This window comes from Chakrabartyella piscis (genome assembly GCA_030067835.1).
Lineage (GTDB): Bacteria > Bacillota > Clostridia > Lachnospirales > Anaerotignaceae > Chakrabartyella > Chakrabartyella piscis.
This window is the reverse complement of record CP092441.1, coordinates 3,275,042-3,294,911: the sequence shown is the minus strand read 5'-3', so window position 1 is coordinate 3,294,911 and position 19,870 is coordinate 3,275,042. Positions and strand designations below refer to the sequence as shown.

Below are 19,870 nucleotides of genomic sequence, written 5' to 3'. Positions count from 1 at the left end.
TTTTCAAAGGTTGGTGGGTGTGGGCAAAGCCCACGGTCTTAATCTTTTGATCTTGGTCTTATCTTTAAGGAGGCATAACGTGAAAAAACTGATTCAATTCAAAAACATCGTCAAAGACTTCGATGGCAAACTTGTTTTAAAGGGCATCAACTTGGATATCTACGAAAACGAATTTGTAACCCTTTTGGGTCCTAGTGGTTGTGGTAAAACCACATTGCTCCGTATTTTGGGTGGTTTTTTACGTCAAAACGAAGGTAGCGTTTTGTTCGATGGCGTGGAAATTTCTGATATGCCACCTTACAAACGTGAAATCAATACCGTATTCCAAAAATACGCACTGTTCCCTCATATGAACGTGTACAATAACATCGCTTTTGGTCTGAAAATCAAAAAAGAACCAAAGGATATCATAGAACAAAAAGTAAAACGTATGCTGAAATTGGTGAACTTGGAAGAATACGCAGACCGTAACGTCACTGCAATGAGCGGTGGTCAACAACAACGTGTTGCCATTGCACGTGCTTTGGTCAACGAACCCAATGTGCTTTTGTTGGACGAACCCCTTGGCGCTTTGGACTTGAAACTGAGAAAAGAAATGCAACAAGAATTGAAAAAAATCCAACAAGAAGTGGGGATCACCTTTATCTATGTAACCCATGACCAAGAAGAAGCCCTTACCATGAGTGATAAAATCGTGGTTATGAAAGATGGCGAAATCCAACAAATTGGCTCTCCAACAGATATCTATAACGAACCAGTCAATGAATATGTGGCAAACTTCATTGGTGAAAGTAATATCATTGATGGCGTGATGTTGGAAGATTATTCTGTTATGTTTGAAGACAAAAAATTCCAATGTGTGGATACTGGCTTTGAATCCAATGAAAAAGTGGATGTGGTCATCAGACCAGAAGATTTGGATATTGTACCTCGAGCAGAAGGTAAACTCAAGGGTATCGTCAAATCTGTGTTGTTCAAAGGTGTTCACTATGAAACAGTTGTGGAAACACGTGTGGGAACCTCCATCACTGTCAAAATGATGGTGTTGAAAGACAATGCAGTACACAATGAAAGTGTTAATGAAAAAATTTCAGCCAATGACTTCTATTTGGACATTGCCGATATTGATGAATTGGATGAGTCCACCATCATCTCACGTGCAGATGCACAGGCTTGGAACCCAGAAGCAGATGAATTTATCTCCATCAAAGAAGTGAAATATGAAATTGAAAAGGCAAATGGAAAGTATCCTGTTACTTTCTCTACACAAGCAGGCACTTCCATTACTGTGAATATGATTGTAAAAGACGAAAATCGTGTTGTGAATAGCGAATACCAAGAAGAAATCTTTGCAGTAAACTTCTTCAAACGTCCAGATGAAATCTTGGAATCCATTGCTTTGGAAACTGACCTCAAAACTTGGGCAAATGCTTCTGCTTGGAGCTTGGAGGACGAAACATCTGTAGAAATCACAACTGTAAAATACGATTTCGACCCTGAAAACGTAACACCGGGTGTCTATGATGTAACCTTTGCAACAGAAGGCTATCAATACAAAATTGATACCACAGACTTCCATCCAGTGGGAGAAGAAGTGGGACTTTCCTTCCAACCAGAGGACATTCACATCATGACAAAATCAAATTAAGGAGGTGTTGTCAGAATGAAACAATTTCGTAGTATGGCATATCCTTATATGATTTGGGCATTTGTTTTGATTGTGGTGCCAATGCTCATGATTTTGCTCTATGCCTTCACAAACAAAGGAAATGATGTGGCAACCATTCAATTTACATTGGCGAACTTCACTCGTTTCTTTACCGATGATGTATTTATGAGTGTATTGGGCAGATCCTTGTTCATTGCAGTGTTGACCACAGTGATTTGTGTGATTTTGGGCTATCCAATTGCCTATGTCATTGCACAAAAAGGAGAAAAAAGCTCTGTGTTTTGGATTTTACTCATTACCCTTCCAACTTGGATCAATATGTTGGTGCGTACCTATGCTTGGATGGGGATTTTGCAAGATGGTGGTGTCATCAATACCTTCTTGGGTTGGTTTGGCATTCCACCCATTACCATGATTCATACTTCTTTTGCAGTTGTTTTGGGTATGGTGTACAACTTCATTCCCTTTATGATTTTGCAAATCCATGCTTCTTTGACAAAGATGGATAAAAGCTTTTTGGAAGCAGCCAGCGATTTGGGTGCCAATAGATTGGAAGCGTTTTTACGTGTCACATTGCCACTTTCTTTGCCAGGTGTCATCAGTGGTATCACTTTGGTATTCTTGCCAGCAGTTTCTTGCTTCTTCATTCCAAAACTCTTGGGTGGTGGTCAATTTGTTTTGATTGGAAATATCATCGAAACCGAATTCTTGACCACAGGCAACTGGAACTTTGGTAGTGCAATTTCCTTGGCAATGGCAGTAATCATCATGTTCTCCATGTATCTCACCAAAAAAGTAGATACCGACAAAGATAGGGGGAATGTATGATGCATGAGAATAAAACAGGTGTGTTTGGAAAGATTTTGTTGGCTTGCACCGCAATTTTCTTCTATGCACCCATTGTATATATCATTTTGTTTTCCTTCAACGAAAGTCGCTCATTGACCAATTTCACAGGATTTTCCTTGCAATGGTATGAAAAAATGTTCGCTGACTCTTCTATGATGGAATCTGTGTTCTACACTGTAGTCATTGCTGTTTTGGCAACCATTGTTTCTACAATTGTGGGCACTGTCACAGCAATTGGACTTTCCAAATCCAAGAAGGTTGTGCGTGGCGTTGTGGAACAAGTGAGCAATTTGCCTGTTCTCAACCCAGAAATTGTAACAGCCATTGGTTTGTTGATGTTCTTCAGTGCATGGGGTGTAAAAAAAGGGTTTATGACCTTGCTTTTGGCACATATTATGTTCTGTATTCCATATGTTATGTTGAGTGTCACACCAAAACTACGCTCCCTAGACCCCAATCTTGCAGATGCAGCATTGGACTTGGGTGCAACGCCTGTACAGGCATTAATCAAAGTCATTGTTCCCCAAATAATGCCTGGAATCATTTCTGGTGCATTGATTGCTTTTACTATGTCTTTTGACGATTTCGTCATTTCTTACTTTGTAACAGGCAATGGGGTCAATAATATATCCATCATGGTTTATACCATGAGCAAAAGGGTGAATCCATCCATCAATGCTTTGAGTGCTCTTGTTATTGTAATGATTACAACGGTGCTGCTCATTGTGAATGTGATTCCCGTAATCAAAGAAAAGAAAAGGAGAAAAACAATATGAAAAAGGTAATTGCATTGGCTTTTGTAGCCACATTGGTATTGGCAGGCTGCGGAGGTAGCAGTGAATCCAGCTCTGCTGCTGTGGAAACATATGGTTCCAATACATTGAAACTCTATAACTGGGGTGAATATATGGGTGAAGACTTGATCTCCAATTTTGAAGATGAATTTGGTGTAAAAGTGATTGTAGAATATTTCGATTCCAACGAAATGATGTACACAAAGGTACAAGCTGGTGATTCTTATGACGTTTTGGTGCCATCTGATTACATGATCCAACGTATGATGGGTGAAGGCATGTTGCAAGAATTGGACTTGTCTTTGATTCCAAATATGGAAAACTTGACAGATGGCGTTTTGGATTTGGATTTTGATGTGGATAACACATACTCTGTACCTTATTTCTGGGGTAACGTGGGTATCGTATACAACCATGAAAATGTAGATCCAGCTGATGTGGAAAGCTTGGGTTACAACTTGTTGTTGGATACAGATTACGCTGGTCAATTGTATGTGTATGATTCTGAACGTGATTCCTTTATGATGGCTCTCAAAGCATTGGGTTACTCCATGAACACAGAAGACGAAGCTGAAATTGAAGATGCATACGAATGGTTGTTGCAACTCAACTCCACAATGAGCCCAGCTTATGTAACAGACGAAGTAATTGATGGTATGATCAATGGCAACAAAGATATTGCAGTTGTATATAGCGGTGATGCTGCTTATATTTTGAGCGAAAATGAAGAAATGAGCTTCTTCCTGCCAGCAGAAGGCACAAACCTTTGGACAGACTCTATGGTCATTCCAGCAAATGCAGAAAATCCATTGCTTGCCCATGAATTCATCAACTATGTTTTGACATACGATGCATCCTATGACAATAGCGAATACGTAGGTTACACATCCTCCAACCAAGAAGTTATGGACGATCTTTCTGGTGAAGGTGGTTACTACGAAGGCAACGAAGCATATATCCCAAGAGTTGGTTACGAACAAGACGAAATCTTTGTGGATAACCCAGTTTTGAAAGAAAAATTGGCGGAACTTTGGATTAAGGTAAAAGCTTCCAAATAAATAAACGTATGAATTGGCAACTGCAACGGGTGGATATGGAATCCACCCCTACAACGTATACGAAAATTTGGTGGTACTTGTAGGGGCGATTCACGAATCGACCGCAATACCACTATATCCCAAAAACAGGAGGCTTTTATGATTACGGAAAAACGAAATCAATACCCAAATGTACAAATGATGATTGCACTTGGCAACTCCAATGACGCTTTGGCGGAATACCTTGCAACTGGCGGTACAGAATCGAATTTTGCCACAAAGGAAATGGTATCCCTATGGTGCAAAGAAGGTGTAGGCAGTTTGCCAAGAGAAATCGTATTTGGTGGTACCATGAGCCAATTCATCAACCTATTTCCAACAGATAATTTGGAAGTCAGTGAAGATATCTTGCATGCTTCAGTCAGTGGTGTTGTGTTGGAACACACAGAAACTGCATGGGAAAGCTATTCTTGCTCTGCTGTTATATTGGGTTGTTGCACAGGTGAATACTTGACATTGCTCAATAAAAAAGATAAATAAGTAGGGGCGACCTGTGGTCGCCCGTTTGTAAACAAAACAACTACAAACACACATATCAAACCGTTTCTTTCATATACATAGTATGAAGGAGGCGGTTTTTTCATGAGAAAAACAAAGCATTTGGTGGATATCATAGGCGGAATTGGTTTTTTTTGTGCTGTCTTCTGGATTGTACAAGGTCAGGGTGCAAGCTACCTACTTACGGAGGTATTGCCTAGGCAAATTGGAAGTGTCATAGAAAAAACAAGTGAATTGGTGGTTGGATTGGATGCATTTTCAGGTAAAGCTGTTTTGGGTATTGATGATGTAGAGTTCCAAGAGAAATACGCAATTGGCACCAATGGCACCACAGAAGTTTCAGCAGATGTATTGGAATTGATTCAGGATTTTGCCTATTTGAAGCAAACCTATTACACCATTGATAGTAGAACAGACCTTTTGGAAACGGATATTGCAGCAGACAAAGCGTTGTCTATGGATTTTACCATTGAACCAACCTTGGATGAGCCAAAAATCCTAATCTTTCATACACACATCAATGAGGATTTTGTAGATAGCAATATGGAATTGGGTTACGAAGAAGGGATTTATGGAGTGGGTGAAGAATTGGCACGTATCTTAGAAGAGGAGTATGGCATTGGGGTGTTGCATCATGATGGTGTGTATGATGCGGTTCATGGAGTGCGTCAAGTGACAGGTGCTTATGAACGTATGGAGCCTGATATTTACGAAATTTTGGCAGAAAATCCATCCATTGAAGTTTGCATTGACATGCATAGGGATGGTGTTGCAGAAGAAACCCATTTGGTGACAGAAATTGATGGGGAATCGGTGGCAAAGCTCATGTTGTTTGACGGTATGTGTCGATTGAATGGAGAAGCAATCGAAGGCTTGGACAACCCCTTTGTGGAGGAAAATCTTGCTTTTAGCTTGCAAATGCAGTTGGCAGCAGATGAGAAATACCCAGGTCTCATGCGAAAGATATACCTAAATCCCTATCGTTTCAGCTTACATATGATGCCAAGATCCATCTTAATCGAAGCGGGTGCACAAACCAATACCAAAGCAGAAATGAAAGCAGCAATGGCACCATTGGCAGAAATTTTGGCAGAAGTATTGTTGGAATGACGTATCCTGAAATATGGTTGCATTGTACTCATATATATAACCAAGCGGGTTGCCTAAGATTCTTCGTCACGCTGTTCCTCTGAATGACAGAAGAGCAGTGAGTAGTGGTTGGAATGACGCACACTGAAATACGGTTGCATTGTAGGGTTGATTCACGAATCAACCGTCATCAATTGCCACAAACCAAGCGGGTTGCCTAAGATTCTTCGTCACGCTGTTCCTCTGAATGACAGAAGAGCAGTGAGTAGTGGTTGGAATGACGCACACTGAAATACGGTTGCATTGTAGGGTTGATTCACGAATCAACCCTCATCAATTGCCACAAACCAAATGGGTTGCCTGAATGACACCAACGCTTGTGTTTTGTCATCCTGAGCTTGTCGAAGAATTTTAGCTTTGTAATTTTTGGTATAGAAATGATTGAATCTCTATATAGTATATAGACAAGGAATGTAAAAAGGAGGTTTTGTAGGTGAATTGGAATCGAAAAGAACTACATTGGAAGGCATTGGGTACGCCACAAACCACACAAATATTACTAGAAGGTGATATCATTGTTTCAGACAACAAAATGGATGTAGCCGAAGTCTTAAGTTGCAATGGTCATGTGCAGATTGCAGACCAACGCATTATGGAAGAACGTATGAGTGTTTCAGGAGAATTGGCATTACATATTTTGTACATTGCAAAGGGTGGTGAAGGTCGCATTTGCACCTTGGAAAGCAGTCTACCCATAGAAGATATCATCTTTGTAGAAGGCTTGCATAAGGATATGGAAGTGGTGGTTACAGGCAATGTGGTGCATTTGGATTGTCGTATCATCAACGATCGTAAAATGGGTGTGAAATGCATTGTTTCCTTTGTGGCAGAACCGATGGAGATGCATATAGTAGAAGCAGTCACTGGTGACACAGAAGGGGATTTGGCATTTTTGGAAGAAACCATCACACTGGACACATACCATCACACAACAAAGGACTTGTTCACAATCAAAGAAGAAATTCCAGTGCCAAATACATTGCCAGCCATTGGTGAATTGTTGCGTACAGATGCACATTTGGTAGAAAAGGAAGTACGTCCATTGGAAGGTAAAGTCATGCTTAGGGCATCCATTATGACCAGTGTTTTGTATGGTGATGACCAAGGTATGGTACATCATTTTGTAGAAAAAACACCATTTCAAGGATACTTGGAAGATGGCAATATGACTGTAAAATCCATGGTGGATGCAGAACTGTCTTTGGTGGATTTGGAGCTTATGCCTATGTTGGATGAAAATGGAGAAGCCAGAAGCATTTCCCTTTCCACAGGAGTCAAAACCAACCAACAATCATTGGATTTGCAAGAAGAAATGGTGGTGTTGGATGCCTATGCACCACAAATGGAAACCACATTGCAAAAGGAAACCATTGTGTATCCAAAACGAGTGGGCATGGGTAAAAATCAGTTCCATCTCAAAGAAAACATTCATTTGGAACCAGAGGAACGTCCTTGGATGCAGTTGGAAGCCTTCTTTGGTGAATTGGTCTTGGAAGAAAGTAGAGCTGTGGAAGATGGCGTGGAAATGGAGGGTGTTTTGTTTGTGGAATTGCTCTACCATAGCACAGAAGATGGCAAATTGTGTACTGTGGAACGTGGCATTCCTTTTTCACAAAAGATGGAATTGAAGGGTGTTTTACCACAGGATTCCATAAAATGTAGAGGTTCATTGGAAAACTTGGCAATCCAAAGCCTGTCAGAGCGTGAAGGTGAAGTCCAAGCCAATATTTTGATGGAAGGTGTTTTTCGTGGTGAAGAACTGGTGGAAGTTGTGGTGGATGTGGACTGCAAACCACTTTTGGAACACACTGAAGATGGTGTGGGTGCCATCATCTATCAAACACAGGCAGGCGATACCCTTTGGTCGGTTGCCAAGAAATATGGAACCACAATGGAACGCATCACCAGTATCAATGCATTGGAAACCAAAGAATTGTCACCCAATCAGAAAATTTTGATTGTCAAACAACGAAATCACCAAATGGCATAAGAGCAGTGAATAGTGAAGAATGAATAGTTAAAACCAAAATACGGACACATTGTAGGGTAAATTTATGAATCGACCATAAGAGTAAGATTCTTCGTCACATTGTTCCTCTGAATGACAGAAGAGCAGTGAATAGTGGTTGGAATAACGCACCCTGAAATACGGTTGCATTGTAGGGTTGATTCACGAATCAACCGTTATCAATTGCCACAAACCAAACGGGTTGTCTGAATGACACCAACGCTTGTGTTTTGTCATCCTGAGCTTGTCGAAGAATCTTAAGCTTCTTCCTTGTATTCAGAATGACAATTAATTGTAGGGCAGTGGCTTGCTGCTTGCCGTATCATCAACAAAGGCATACAACAACCCATTTTATGAGAATATCACCATATGCTGGAAGTGTTTTGTAACATTTCGTTAATTCTTTCTTAATTTTTACATTCTACCCTTGTTTCATAGAAATGAAAAGAGTATAATATCAAGCATAAAGATGCATAATTCGTGTCATTTTGTATGATTGTTTATATTTTGGTAGAAGTGGAATTGGAGGAGATGTCTTATGAAAAAATTAATGGCTGGCTTATTGACCCTTTCTTTGGTGGCGGCACAAATGCCTATGATGGTGTTTGCAGCAAGTGCTGAATTTGAAGCAGATGCAAAAATAGTTGGACTTTGGAAAATGGGTGCTGATTTCAATGTAACTGGCTTGGTTGGTGGTATTTCTGGTAGCGATACACCAGAGTTGCAGATGACTGTAACAGATGCTGCGTATACATCTTCCAATACCAATCCAACCCATAGCGTTGAAATTTCCTTTGGCAATGCGGAATTGATGCCTGGTGCAACTGCAAATGTTATAAAAAATTACATTACTGTATATCGTGATGGTAGCGTGTGTTCAGATGTTACGGTTTCCATCGATGATGTGGATGATGATGGTTACGAATTCACTTTGACAGGTATGTTGGAAGAAGACGATATCATTGCAATCCAATTGGTATCTCAAATGGATATCACTTCCAAAGGTAAAACTGCAACGGTTTCTGTAAGTGCCGATGGTTTTTCAGAAAAAGACTTGCTCTATTGTGCAACCATGGCAAATGGTGTGGAATTTGCCATTGATGGAAAAGTGAATGTGGCAGAAGGGGAAATTGCAACCCTTGATGGTGTTACCATTTCACCTGTATTCGAAGATATGTATTCTTCTGATGCAAGATTTACATTTGACCTGAACAAAGGTTTTGAATTCCCAAAATCCAACACAGAATTGACCATCAAATATGCAGATAAAAGTACAGCAACCATCAAATCTTCCATGGGTCAAATCATCATTGATGGCGATGAAATGATCATCTATCCAGGTGCTGTTGGCGAATTTACAGTGTATGGTATCCAAATCGAAGCAACTACAGCAACAGTTGGTGATGTGGCAACCATGACAGTGGATATTTATGATAACCTAGGTGGTGGCAATGCCTACAGTTCTATTTTGACAGATGCAAGCATTCCGAGTGTTGGTGATACAGTTGAACCTACAGTGGAAGTGGATATTGACGCTGTTTTGAACAAAACCATTGCAATTACCATTGGTGCTGATGTGATGATGGTCAGTGGTGAAGAAATGGAATTGCCTGTACCTGCATACATTACAGATGCTGGTTATACCATGATGCCAGTTAGTGCAGTTGCAAGTGCTTTGGGTGTTGCATCTGATGCCATTGTTTGGGATGGTACCACAAAAACAGTACAAATCACAATTGATGGCAAAGTGGTGGAAATGACCATTGGTGCTGATGTGATGTTGGTGGATGGTGAAGAAATGGAAGCGTCTTCTGCACCTGAAATCACAAATGATAGAACTTTCTTGCCAGTGCGTGATTTGGCAAATGCTCTTGGAATTGCAAACATTGATTGGGATAACGATACCAAAACAGCAACTTTGATTTTGGCAAGCTCTGATGATGTGGAAACAGTAGAAGCATAAGAATCAGAATATGGAATAAAAAATGAAGGTGTAGCAGTCTGACTGTTGCACCTTTTTTGTATGGGTAAATGCAAGATAAAGTAGTTGAATAGGATGACGTAGGGGTCGATGCCCTCATCGACCCGTTGGACTATAGCCAATAAAAAACGGACAGATATAGAATCTGTCCCTACAATCCGATATTGATTTTAATTTTGTCTTGTAGAGGCACTCCTATGTGAGTGCCCGTAGAATCTTACTTTCAATGACTTTTTCTTGCAGAGGTACCACAAATTCCCATACCTTCACGGTATTTTGCAACGGTTCTTCTGGAAATTTGAATCCCTTCTGCAATCAAAGCATCTGTAATCTTTTGGTCACTGAGTGGTTTTTTCTTATCCTCATTTCCAATCATTTCTTTGATCTTTTGTTGAATGGCATTGGCAGAAACTGCTTCTTCACCTTCACCACCCAAAGCCTTTGAGAAAAAGGCACTCATGGGAAATACACCCTTATTGCATTGGATATATTTGTCACGCACTGCACGACTGACAGTGGATTCGTGTATTTCCAAAGTCTCTGCAACATCCATCATACGTAAGGGTTGCAATTCCCCTTTGCATGTTAGGAAAAATTCTTTTTGGCGTGTCACAATTTGGCTTGCAACAGCCAATAGGGTGTCTTCACGTCTATGGATGCATTGCATCACCCATTCCGCTTGTTTCAATTTATTTGCAATATAGGTTTCTGTTTCTGCTTCCACACCTTGACGCAATAGTTTTACATAGCCAGAGCTGACAGAAATTTTTGGCACAGCACCAGAATTCAAAGAAACCACCAATTCCCCATTTACAAGTTCCACCAACACATCAGGAAGGATGTATTCCACCTTTTGTGTGCTCAAAAAACCACTTCCAGGCTTTGGATTGCAACTACGAATTTCTTCCAATGCCAAAACCACTTCTTCTACAGTGACTTTACACTTTTTGGCTACTTGTGCAATGCGATTGCGACTCAAATCCTCCAAATGGTTGACCACCAATTCCATAGATAGGTCAGAAGCATTTTTTGCCAACAATTGCATGTAGATACACTCTTGGAAGGTTCTACAACCCACACCAATGGGATCCATAAACTGTAATTTTTTGAGAATTTTTTCACCTTCATCCACAGACAAGGAGAAACGCTCCTTTGCAACTTCCAAAGCACCCAGACTCAAATAGCCACTGTCTTCTACACTTTCCACCAAGAAATGTAAGATGCGTTTGGTGCAATCCTCTTCTTTGCAAATATTCACTTGAAACGAAAGATATTCCCTTAAGGTAGCACGTTCTCGTTTGCCACCCCGATTGTCTGCATGGGTTTGGGCATCTTCTTGTTCTGCGTGATAGAAATTGCGATTTTGCTCGTCAGATTCTGCAAGCCACTCCAATTTATCCAAAACCTTTTCGTTTTTTGCTACCAAAACACCAGAATCCTCCTGCAAATCCAAAAGAGGGTTTGTTTCAGCCACTTCATGTATGTATTCTGAAAGGGAAATGGTATTCATTTGCAGGATTGCAACAGATTGCTGCATTCTTTGGGATAGAATTTGCTTTTGTTCCACTTGTAGGGATAATTCCATAACAGCAATCTCCTTTCATTTATCATTCGTTGTTGTGCTACAAGCATACCACAATTTTCACAATTGGGAAATGGTAACTGGGAAATTTTGTGCATATTAAACAGTTTATATATGGGTTTTTTGTGAGATTTGCTTGTGCAAAATGGTTTTCCATCATATGTCTATTTCTTTGATTTTTGTGCCTGTTTCTACATATTAAGAAAGTACTATTCCTGAAGGGCAATTGTTTTTCAAATTTACAGAAACCCTTGTAGTGCTTTTCTTTTTTGGTAGATTTTTCAACGTTTTTTTTCGAGAAAAAAGCAGATTTCCCTTTACTTTTGCGGATAAGAATAGTAAACTAAGAACTGTAATATTGTTTTGCATACAAACAATGTTGCACACAAAATACATACAGAAATATACACACAATTCCATTTCTCATTTGTTTCCCAAAATCCATTGGTTTTTTGGGCTTTTTTGCAAGCAACATGATGAGGGAGCTTTTTGCGTGTTTCTGGATGGTATCGGCTATTTTACATGTGCATATTGCACGCAATCATTCAAACAGAGGGGGATCATATGCAAGCTTTAACTTTTAAGCGTGGAGTCCACCCACCAGATGGCAAAGCACTTTCCTGCGACAAAGCCATTGAAGTGGTAGCTCCAAAAGAAGATTCTGAATTGTTCTACCCCATGAGCCAACACATTGGTGCACCTTGTGCTCCTATCGTTGCTGTTGGTGATCATGTCAAAGTAGGACAAAAGATTGCAGATTCATCTGCATTCTTGTGCTGTCCAATTTTCGCTAGTGTTTCTGGTGAAGTTGTGGCAATTAGACCAATGCTTGTTCCAGGTGGAGCAATGGTCAATTCTATCGTTGTCAAAAACGATGGTAAAATGGAAGAAATTGAAGGTTTGAACGTAGGTCGTGATTACGAAGCTATGTCCAACCAAGAAATCTTGGATGCCATCAAAGGCGCTGGGGTTGTTGGTTTGGGTGGTGCTGGTTTCCCTACACACGTCAAACTCAATCCTCCAAAAGATACACCAATCGATCATATTTTGATCAATGCTGCTGAATGTGAACCTTATTTAACTTGTGATTACCGTTTGATGCTTGAAGAATCAGATCGTATCGTAAAAGGTTTGCAAATCATGCTCAAATTGCATCCAGATGCAAAAGGTGTTATTGGTATCGAAATGAACAAACCTTTGGCAATTGAAGCAATGACAAAAGCATGCGAAGGTATCGACAACATCTATGTACAACCTTTGGTAACAAAATTCCCACAAGGTTCTGAAAAACATTTGATCGTTGCCATCACTGGACGTGAAGTAAAATCCGGTGCATTGCCTGCATCTGCTGGCTGTATCGTAGACAACGTGGATACTGTATTGGCAGTGGAACGTGCAATCGTTAAAGGTAGACCTTTGATGCGTCGTGTTGTGACCATTTCCGGTAAAGGTATCAAAAACCCAGGTAACTACAAAATCCGTTTGGGTATGACTCTTCGTGATTTGGTAGACGCTGTTGGTGGTTTCAATGAAGAAGAATTGGCTCCAGTGAAGTTGATCGCTGGTGGTCCTATGATGGGTCCTACACTCTATACATTGGATGTAGCTTCCGTAAAAACAACTTCTGGTTTGCTTTGCTTCACAAAAGAAGAAGCATACATTCCACCAGAAAAGAACTGTATCCGTTGTGGTAAATGTGTGGATCACTGTCCAATGGGTCTTATGCCATTTATGCTCAATGCATGTGCACTTCGTGGCGATGGTGAAGGCTTTGTGGCACATCATGGTTTGGACTGTATCGAATGTGGATCATGTTCCTATGAATGTCCAGCAAAACGCCAATTGGCACAATCCATTCGTGCAACTAAGAAAATTGAAATGGGCAAAAAAGCTGCTGCAGCTGCTGCTGCACGTGCAAAAGCCGAAGCAGAAGCAAAAGCGAAAGCCGATGCAGAAGCTGCTAAGAATTAAGAGAGGGGAGAATAGAATATGTCTAATTTTGTAGTATCTGGTACCCCTCATGTTCGTTCAGAGGAATCTGTTCGCAGTATCATGCGTGATGTTATCATTGCTTTGGTTCCTGCTGCTTTGGTGGGTATTTATTATTATGGTATCAATGCAATTGCTATCTTGGCAATTTCCATTGCATCCTGTATTTTCTTTGAATATTTGTATCAAAAAGGTATGAAGAAAGACGTTACAGTAAACGATCTCAGTGCTGTTGTAACTGGTTTGTTGCTTGGTATGAACTTGCCACCATCTGCTCCACTTTGGGTGCCAGTTGTAGGTTCTGCTTTCGCAATCGTCATTGCAAAACAACTCTTTGGCGGTTTGGGTCAAAACTTCATCAACCCTGCATTGGCTGGACGTGCTTTCTTGGTGGTATCCTACCCAACAGAAATGACAACATGGACATCCGCAAGCACATTTGGTGCTGACGCTGTTGCTGTTGCAACTCCACTTGCAGATTTGAAAGCTGGCGTTATGCCTTCTGCTAGCATGGCAGATGTATTGCTTGGTAACATTGGTGGTTGTATTGGTGAAACATGTGCACTTGCATTGATCATCGGTGGCATCTACCTCATCAAAAAACATGTCATCACATGGAAAATCCCTGTAATCTACATTGCAACTGTATTTGTTTTGACAGCAGCAATCGGTAGAGGTGGCTTGCGTGTGCCTGTATATGAATTGTTCACTGGCGGTTTGATGCTTGGTGCATTCTTCATGGCAACTGACTATGCTTCTTCTCCAATTACACCAAAGGGTCAAATTATCTATGCTGTAGGCTGTGGTTTGATTACATCCCTCATCCGTATTTTCGGTGGATATCCAGAAGGTGTTTCCTTCGCTATCCTCATCATGAACCTTTGTGTTCCTTTGATTGAACGTTATACAGAACCAACAATCTTTGGTGCATTGCCTAAAGTAAAGGAGGCGAAATAAGATGAATACAAAAGAAATCGTAAAACCAGCAGTTATGTTGTTCATCATCGCCGCAGTTGCTGCAATGTGTTTGGGCGTTGTATCTGAAGTAACAAAAGAACCTATTGCTGTGCAAAATCAACTTGTTTTGAATTCTTCTATGCAAGCTGTTATGCCAGAAGCAAATAGTTTCGAAGAATTGGAAATTGAAGCAAGTGGCACAATCACTGGTGCTTACAAATCCGACAATGGCGGTTTTGTTGTAACAGCTGCTCCATCTGGTTTTGGTGGTGCTGTTGGTGTCATGGTTGGTATCGATGCAGACGGTATTGTAACTGGTTTGCGTGTTACCAGTCACTCCGAAACACCTGGTTTGGGTGCAAAATCCACAGAACCAGATTTCTATGAACAATTTACAGGTATCGACACAGCTGCAGGCACCATCGCAGTTACAAAAGACGGTGGCGAAATTGTTCCAATCACAAGTTCCACAATCACTTCCAGAGCAGTAGCAAGTGGTGCATCTGAAGCAGTGGCTTGGTTTGTAGAAAACGGAGGTGCTTACTAATGAATCCAATTAAAATTTTGAAAAATGGTATCATCGACGAAAATCCAACCTTTGTACAAGCAATTGGTATGTGTCCAACTTTGGGTGTAACCAGCTCTGCAATCAATGGTATTGGTATGGGTCTTGCTACAACAGCTGTTTTGATTTTTGCCAACTTGTTTGTTTCTTTGTTGCGTAAAGTCATTCCAGACAAAGTTAGAATCCCATGTTTCATCGTTGTAATCGCAACATTCGTAACCATCATCGAATTCTTGCTCAAAGCATATTCTCCATCCCTCAACGCTTCTTTGGGTCTTTACATTCCATTGATCGTTGTTAACTGTTTGATTCTTGCTCGTGCAGAAGCATTTGCTTCCAAAAACGGTCCTGTTGCAGCAGTTGTGGATGGTGTTGGTATGGGTCTTGGTTTCACACTTGGACTTGGTATCTTGGGCTTGGTTCGTGAATTCATTGGTTCTGGTACTTTGTTTGACATCACCGTTCTTCCAGAAATGTTCCCTAGAACATTGCTCTTTGTAATGGCTCCTGGTGCGTTCTTCACATTGGGTATTTTGATGGCAGGGTTCAACTATATGAAAAATAAGAAAAAAGCATAAGGAGGGGAAACTAAATGAATTTGATCTTAATCATCTTGGCTGGGATCTTCGTAAATAACTACGTTTTGGCTCAGTTCTTAGGTATTTGCCCCTTCCTTGGCGTTTCTAAAAAAGTAGAAACAGCTACTGGTATGGGTGTTGCAGTTATTTTCGTTATGTCATTGGCAGCAGCAGTTGCTTCCTTGGTATACGATTTGATTTTGGTACCTTTGGGTATCGAATACTTGTACAACATTGCGTTCATCTTGGTTATCGCATCTTTGGTACAATTTGTTGAAATGTTCTTGAAAAAAGCAGCTCCTGCTTTGTATCAAGCTTTGGGGGTATTCCTTCCATTGATTACAACAAACTGTGCTGTACTTGGGGTTGCTGTATTGAACATGCAAACAGGTTATAACTTCATTGAATCCGTAATCAGCGGTTTCGGTGGTGCTGCAGGTTTCGCATTGGCTATCATCTTGTTTGCTGGTATCCGTGAAAGAACCGAATTTAATGACACACCAAAAGCTTTCGATGGCTTCCCTCTTGCTTTGATTACAGCAGGTTTGATGTCTATTGCATTCTTAGGCTTCTCTGGTTTGATTCAACTTTAAGACAAGGAGTGTGACAAAATGGAAATTATGAATATTTTACTTCCTATGGTGAGCATTGGCGGTCTTGGTGTTGTTTTTGGAGCAGGCCTTGGCGTTGCAGGGGAAGTATTTAAAGTAGAAGAAGATCCAAAAATCACAGCAATCTTGGAAGTACTTCCAGGCGCTAACTGTGGTGGTTGTGGTTTCCCAGGTTGTGGCGGTTTGGCTTCCGCAATCGCTGCTGGAACTGCACCAGTAAATGGTTGTCCAGTTGGTGGCGCTGCATGTGCTGCAAAAGTTGGTGAAATTATGGGCGTGGAAGCATCTTCCTCTGATCCAGTTGCTGCTTTTGTAAAATGTGGTGGTACTTGCGAAAAAGCAAAAGAAAAATATGACTATGAAGGTATTTCTGATTGTAACATGGCTGTACAATTGGCTGGTGGCGGTTCCAAAACATGTTCTTATGGCTGTTTGGGACTTGGTAGCTGTAAAGCTGCTTGTGCATTTGGCGCAATCGAAATTGTTGATGGTATTGCAGTGATCGACAAAGAAAAATGTGTGGCTTGTGGCAAATGTATTTCTGCTTGTCCAAAACACATCATCGAAATGTTACCTGCAAAAAATAAAATCAAAGTGGAATGTTCTTCCAAAGATATGGGTAAAGTGGTTATGCAAGCTTGTTCTACAGGCTGTATCGCTTGTAAAATCTGTGAAAAGAACTGTCCATTTGATGCAATCCATGTAGTGGATAACATTGCTGTTATCGATTACACAAAATGTAAAGCATGTGGTATTTGTGCAAACAAATGTCCTAAAAATGTAATTACAGGCAAACGTCCTCCTGCTCCTGCAAAACCTGCAGCTCCAGCAGCAGCAGCACCAGCTCCAGCAGCTCCAAAAGCAGAAGAAGCAAAAGCACCAGTTGCAGAAGCTCCTAAAGCAGAAGACGCTAAAGTGGAAGAAGCTAAAGCTGAATAATTGATTTTTAAGAGTGTAGACTTCGGTTTACACTCTTTTTTTATATTTGCCAAGGTCAAATATAAGACTAAGGACTAATGGTGAATGGTGAAGGACTAAAAAACCAAAAATCCAAAATCACATTGCAATGTAGGGGCGATTCATGAATCGACCGCAATACTGCAACCCGCAACCATCACACATCCGTTAACGCTGTAGGGGCGTCCCTATGTGGGCGCCCGTCATCAATCACCACTACACATAAAAAAAGACACCACAATCGGTGTCATTGATAATTTCTGTATTTATTTTTTGGGTGGATATGGTTCTTTGACATCTGTTTGTTCCAGCAAATAATCAATGCTGGTGTCAAAATAAGTGGCGATTTTCTTTAGAATTTCAATGGGAATATTGATTTTGCCAAGTTCATAATCGGAATATGTGGTTTGTGCTACATTCAAATCTTTGCCATCTGGGTTTGGTTCAAATCTCTGTCTTCACGTAAATTTCGTATGCGTATATACATCAAATCACCTCTTGGAAATAGTATATCATAAATAAAACCAATGAAAAGAAAAAATACAGATTATTTTTCTAAATAATAATAATTATCAATTGACAAATAATATTTAATGTGATACTATAAGTACATAAAAAAGGCAACCATTGTTTCTATCATTATGAGGGGGTAATCTTATGAACATCAAAGGTACAAAAACAGAAGAAAACTTAAAAATCGCTTTTGCTGGTGAATCCCAGGCAAGAAATAAATACACATATTATGCAAGCAAAGCCAAAAAAGAAGGCTATGAACAAATCGCAGCACTTTTCTTGGAAACAGCTGGCAATGAAAAAGAACATGCTAAAATCTGGTTCAAATTGTTGCATGAAGGTGCAGTGCCTGATACCATCACAAATCTCAAAGATGCAGCTGATGGCGAAAACTACGAATGGACAGATATGTATGATGAATTTGCAAAAGTAGCCAAAGAAGAAGGCTTGGATGAAATCGCATTTTTGTTTGAATCCGTTGGTAAAATTGAAAAAGAACACGAAGAAAGATATAGAGCACTTCTTGCAAACATCGAAGAAGGTAAAGTATTCAAACGTGAAGAACCAAAATCTTGGAAATGTGCAAACTGTGGTCATATCCACACTGGCGAAGAAGCACCTGGTATGTGTCCAGTCTGTGCACATCCACAAGCTTACTTTGAAATTGCAGCAGATAACTATTGAGAAAGAGAGCCTACGGGCTCTTTTTTTATTGAAGAGTGTTGCAATACGATGTACTTGTAGGGGCGACCTGTGGTCGCCTGTTATGAATTGCTACAAACCAAACGGGTTGTCGAGGACGCCAACCCCTACAGAATGACAGCGTGTTGGTATATGCCATTGTAGGGTTTTGGAGCAAAGCTCCAAGAGGTTTCCCATTCCACTATGTGCCATAAACACAAATGTGTTGCAGATTACGGGAGACGAAACGTCTCCCCTACAAAAACCGAACCCATAAATATAGCGTACTTGTAGGGGCGACCAGTGGTCGCCTGTTATGAATTGCTACAAACCAAACGGGATGGCGTCCCCGACATCCCGTCTGGAAACACCACAAAATGTAGTGTAAATTATTGGAATTGTCACACCATATTGCATTCGTTTTCATTCCATGCTAAAATAAAATAAATACAAATTTTAGGAGGTTTTCTTATGCGTGGACGCACACAAAATATTTGGATATTGTTGCTTTTGATGTTGGCTGGTGTGGTATTGGGTGGATTTATCGCAAGTCTGGTTGCCAATGTCTCATTTTTGAGCTTTTTGGCATATGGCAAAACCTTTGGACTGACTACACCGCTGAATTTAGACCTTGGAATCTTAACCTTACAATTTGGATTCACCATCAATTTCACCATTGCTGGCATTTTGGGAATTTTATTGGCGTTTTTCTTGTACCGCAGAATGTAAGGGGTATGTATCAGATGTAAATGGGTTAGAATGAAGTTGTAATAGGGCTTCATTCTTTTTTTCTTGCAAAAAATCAGTTTCCACATCCACCAATATACAAGTATCACACATTCCCCATTCGTTGATTATAATATGGTCTAAATTACAGCTACCATCTCTTTGATAAATACATAATTCAAATTCGCACCGCATATGTTCACCTCTTTTGAATATACTGACTATATCTTCACTCTTTATATTTACACTCATTAAAATAATACTCTATATATAACGAGTTTTTATATATGAATTTATTATATATAATCTAATTAAGTTTGTAAAGGGAGGATTGTCTATGGATTACGGAACACTATTACTGCGTATTGAACCCATTCTAAAAGAGAAAAAAATCTCTAAAAATCGAGTTTGTAAAGATTTGGATATTCCTCGTTCCAATTTCAATCGCTATTGTCGTGGAGAATTCCAAAGAATAGATGCACAATTGATTTGCAAGCTTTGTTATTATCTACAAGTAGAAATCAAAGAACTCATTGAATACCAACCGCCTACAGAAGAGATACAAGAATAATTTTGCCCTTTGCTTATGCAGAGGGTTTTTTATTTTGTCAATTCCATTATAATTTCAAAAATGGTTAATTGTATAATCAAATTGAACACATAAAA

The 19,870-nt window shown here is 40.1% G+C and carries 18 protein-coding genes and 1 pseudogene; 17 read left to right on the top strand and 2 right to left on the bottom strand.

Annotation, left to right across the window (positions count from 1 at the left end; all coding sequences use genetic code 11):
* Window positions 1-79: 79 nt before the first annotated feature.
* The 8 genes and pseudogenes from MJY40_RS15600 to MJY40_RS14985 form a co-directional block, all read left to right on the top strand.
* Window positions 80-1,039 (top strand): annotated as a pseudogene (locus MJY40_RS15600) (ABC transporter ATP-binding protein); the annotation flags it as partial.
* A gap of 624 nt (window positions 1,040-1,663) precedes the next feature.
* Window positions 1,664-2,497 (top strand): ABC transporter permease, encoded by an 834-nt coding sequence (locus MJY40_RS15015; RefSeq protein WP_317854989.1) that lies wholly within the window; start codon window positions 1,664-1,666, stop codon window positions 2,495-2,497.
* The gene (locus tag MJY40_RS15010) at window positions 2,494-3,294 is read left to right on the top strand and encodes an ABC transporter permease (RefSeq protein WP_331488195.1); all 801 of its coding nucleotides are present in this window, start codon (window positions 2,494-2,496) and stop codon (window positions 3,292-3,294) included. The genes MJY40_RS15015 and MJY40_RS15010 overlap by 4 nt, the downstream gene beginning before the upstream one ends.
* A complete protein-coding gene (locus MJY40_RS15005; RefSeq protein WP_317854988.1) occupies window positions 3,291-4,370 on the top strand; it encodes an ABC transporter substrate-binding protein in 1,080 nt (359 codons plus the stop codon). Before MJY40_RS15010 ends, MJY40_RS15005 begins: the two co-directional genes overlap by 4 nt.
* A 138-nt stretch (window positions 4,371-4,508) precedes the next feature.
* On the top strand, window positions 4,509-4,889 hold the full coding sequence (locus MJY40_RS15000; RefSeq protein WP_317854987.1) for a hypothetical protein: 381 nt from the start codon (window positions 4,509-4,511) through the stop codon (window positions 4,887-4,889).
* A gap of 102 nt (window positions 4,890-4,991) precedes the next feature.
* Window positions 4,992-6,017, top strand: coding sequence for a stage II sporulation protein P (locus MJY40_RS14995; RefSeq protein ID WP_317854986.1), 1,026 nt, complete (start codon window positions 4,992-4,994; stop codon window positions 6,015-6,017).
* Window positions 6,018-6,489: 472 nt separating this feature from the next.
* Window positions 6,490-8,046, top strand: coding sequence for a DUF3794 and LysM peptidoglycan-binding domain-containing protein (locus tag MJY40_RS14990; RefSeq protein WP_317854985.1), 1,557 nt, complete (start codon window positions 6,490-6,492; stop codon window positions 8,044-8,046).
* Window positions 8,047-8,602: 556 nt separating this feature from the next.
* Window positions 8,603-10,027, top strand: a complete 1,425-nt coding sequence (locus MJY40_RS14985; protein ID WP_317854984.1) for a copper amine oxidase N-terminal domain-containing protein — start codon at window positions 8,603-8,605, stop codon at window positions 10,025-10,027.
* 241 nt (window positions 10,028-10,268) lie between these two features.
* On the opposite strand, the gene rpoN is transcribed toward MJY40_RS14985, so the two are convergent.
* Window positions 10,269-11,630 (bottom strand): RNA polymerase factor sigma-54, encoded by a 1,362-nt coding sequence (gene rpoN / locus MJY40_RS14980; protein WP_317854983.1) that lies wholly within the window; start codon window positions 11,628-11,630, stop codon window positions 10,269-10,271.
* Window positions 11,631-12,191: 561 nt separating this feature from the next.
* Here rpoN and rsxC point away from each other — a divergent pair.
* From rsxC to MJY40_RS14950, 6 genes are read left to right on the top strand one after another with little or no spacing between them, the layout of a single operon-like run.
* Entirely contained in the window at window positions 12,192-13,598 is a 1,407-nt protein-coding gene (gene rsxC / locus MJY40_RS14975) for an electron transport complex subunit RsxC (RefSeq protein WP_317854982.1), read from the top strand.
* An 18-nt stretch (window positions 13,599-13,616) separates the two neighbouring features.
* Complete coding sequence (locus MJY40_RS14970; protein WP_317854981.1) at window positions 13,617-14,573, top strand: RnfABCDGE type electron transport complex subunit D; 957 nt, start codon at window positions 13,617-13,619, stop codon at window positions 14,571-14,573.
* 1 nt (window position 14,574) lies between these two features.
* Window positions 14,575-15,120 carry an RnfABCDGE type electron transport complex subunit G gene (locus MJY40_RS14965; RefSeq protein WP_317854980.1) on the top strand — a complete coding sequence of 182 codons (546 nt, stop codon included), beginning with the start codon at window positions 14,575-14,577 and terminating at the stop codon, window positions 15,118-15,120.
* Window positions 15,120-15,716 carry an electron transport complex subunit E gene (locus MJY40_RS14960; protein WP_317854979.1) on the top strand — a complete coding sequence of 199 codons (597 nt, stop codon included), beginning with the start codon at window positions 15,120-15,122 and terminating at the stop codon, window positions 15,714-15,716. Before MJY40_RS14965 ends, MJY40_RS14960 begins: the two co-directional genes overlap by 1 nt.
* A 14-nt stretch (window positions 15,717-15,730) precedes the next feature.
* Complete coding sequence (rsxA, locus tag MJY40_RS14955; RefSeq protein ID WP_317854978.1) at window positions 15,731-16,309, top strand: electron transport complex subunit RsxA; 579 nt, start codon at window positions 15,731-15,733, stop codon at window positions 16,307-16,309.
* Between the two features lie 18 nt (window positions 16,310-16,327).
* Window positions 16,328-17,266, top strand: coding sequence for an RnfABCDGE type electron transport complex subunit B (locus tag MJY40_RS14950; RefSeq protein ID WP_317854977.1), 939 nt, complete (start codon window positions 16,328-16,330; stop codon window positions 17,264-17,266).
* Between the two features lie 284 nt (window positions 17,267-17,550).
* Here MJY40_RS14950 and MJY40_RS14945 read toward each other — a convergent pair whose 3' ends face one another.
* Window positions 17,551-17,706, bottom strand: coding sequence for a helix-turn-helix domain-containing protein (locus MJY40_RS14945; protein WP_331488194.1), 156 nt, complete (start codon window positions 17,704-17,706; stop codon window positions 17,551-17,553).
* A 235-nt stretch (window positions 17,707-17,941) separates the two neighbouring features.
* Between MJY40_RS14945 and rbr the strand changes: the two genes are divergently transcribed.
* From rbr to MJY40_RS14930, 3 genes are all read left to right on the top strand, one after another.
* On the top strand, window positions 17,942-18,481 hold the full coding sequence (gene rbr, locus MJY40_RS14940) for a rubrerythrin (protein WP_317854976.1): 540 nt from the start codon (window positions 17,942-17,944) through the stop codon (window positions 18,479-18,481).
* 468 nt (window positions 18,482-18,949) lie between these two features.
* The gene (locus tag MJY40_RS14935) at window positions 18,950-19,207 is read left to right on the top strand and encodes a DUF4321 domain-containing protein (protein WP_317854975.1); all 258 of its coding nucleotides are present in this window, start codon (window positions 18,950-18,952) and stop codon (window positions 19,205-19,207) included.
* Window positions 19,208-19,541: 334 nt separating this feature from the next.
* Window positions 19,542-19,775 (top strand): helix-turn-helix domain-containing protein, encoded by a 234-nt coding sequence (locus tag MJY40_RS14930; protein WP_317854974.1) that lies wholly within the window; start codon window positions 19,542-19,544, stop codon window positions 19,773-19,775.
* Window positions 19,776-19,870 lie beyond the last annotated feature (95 nt).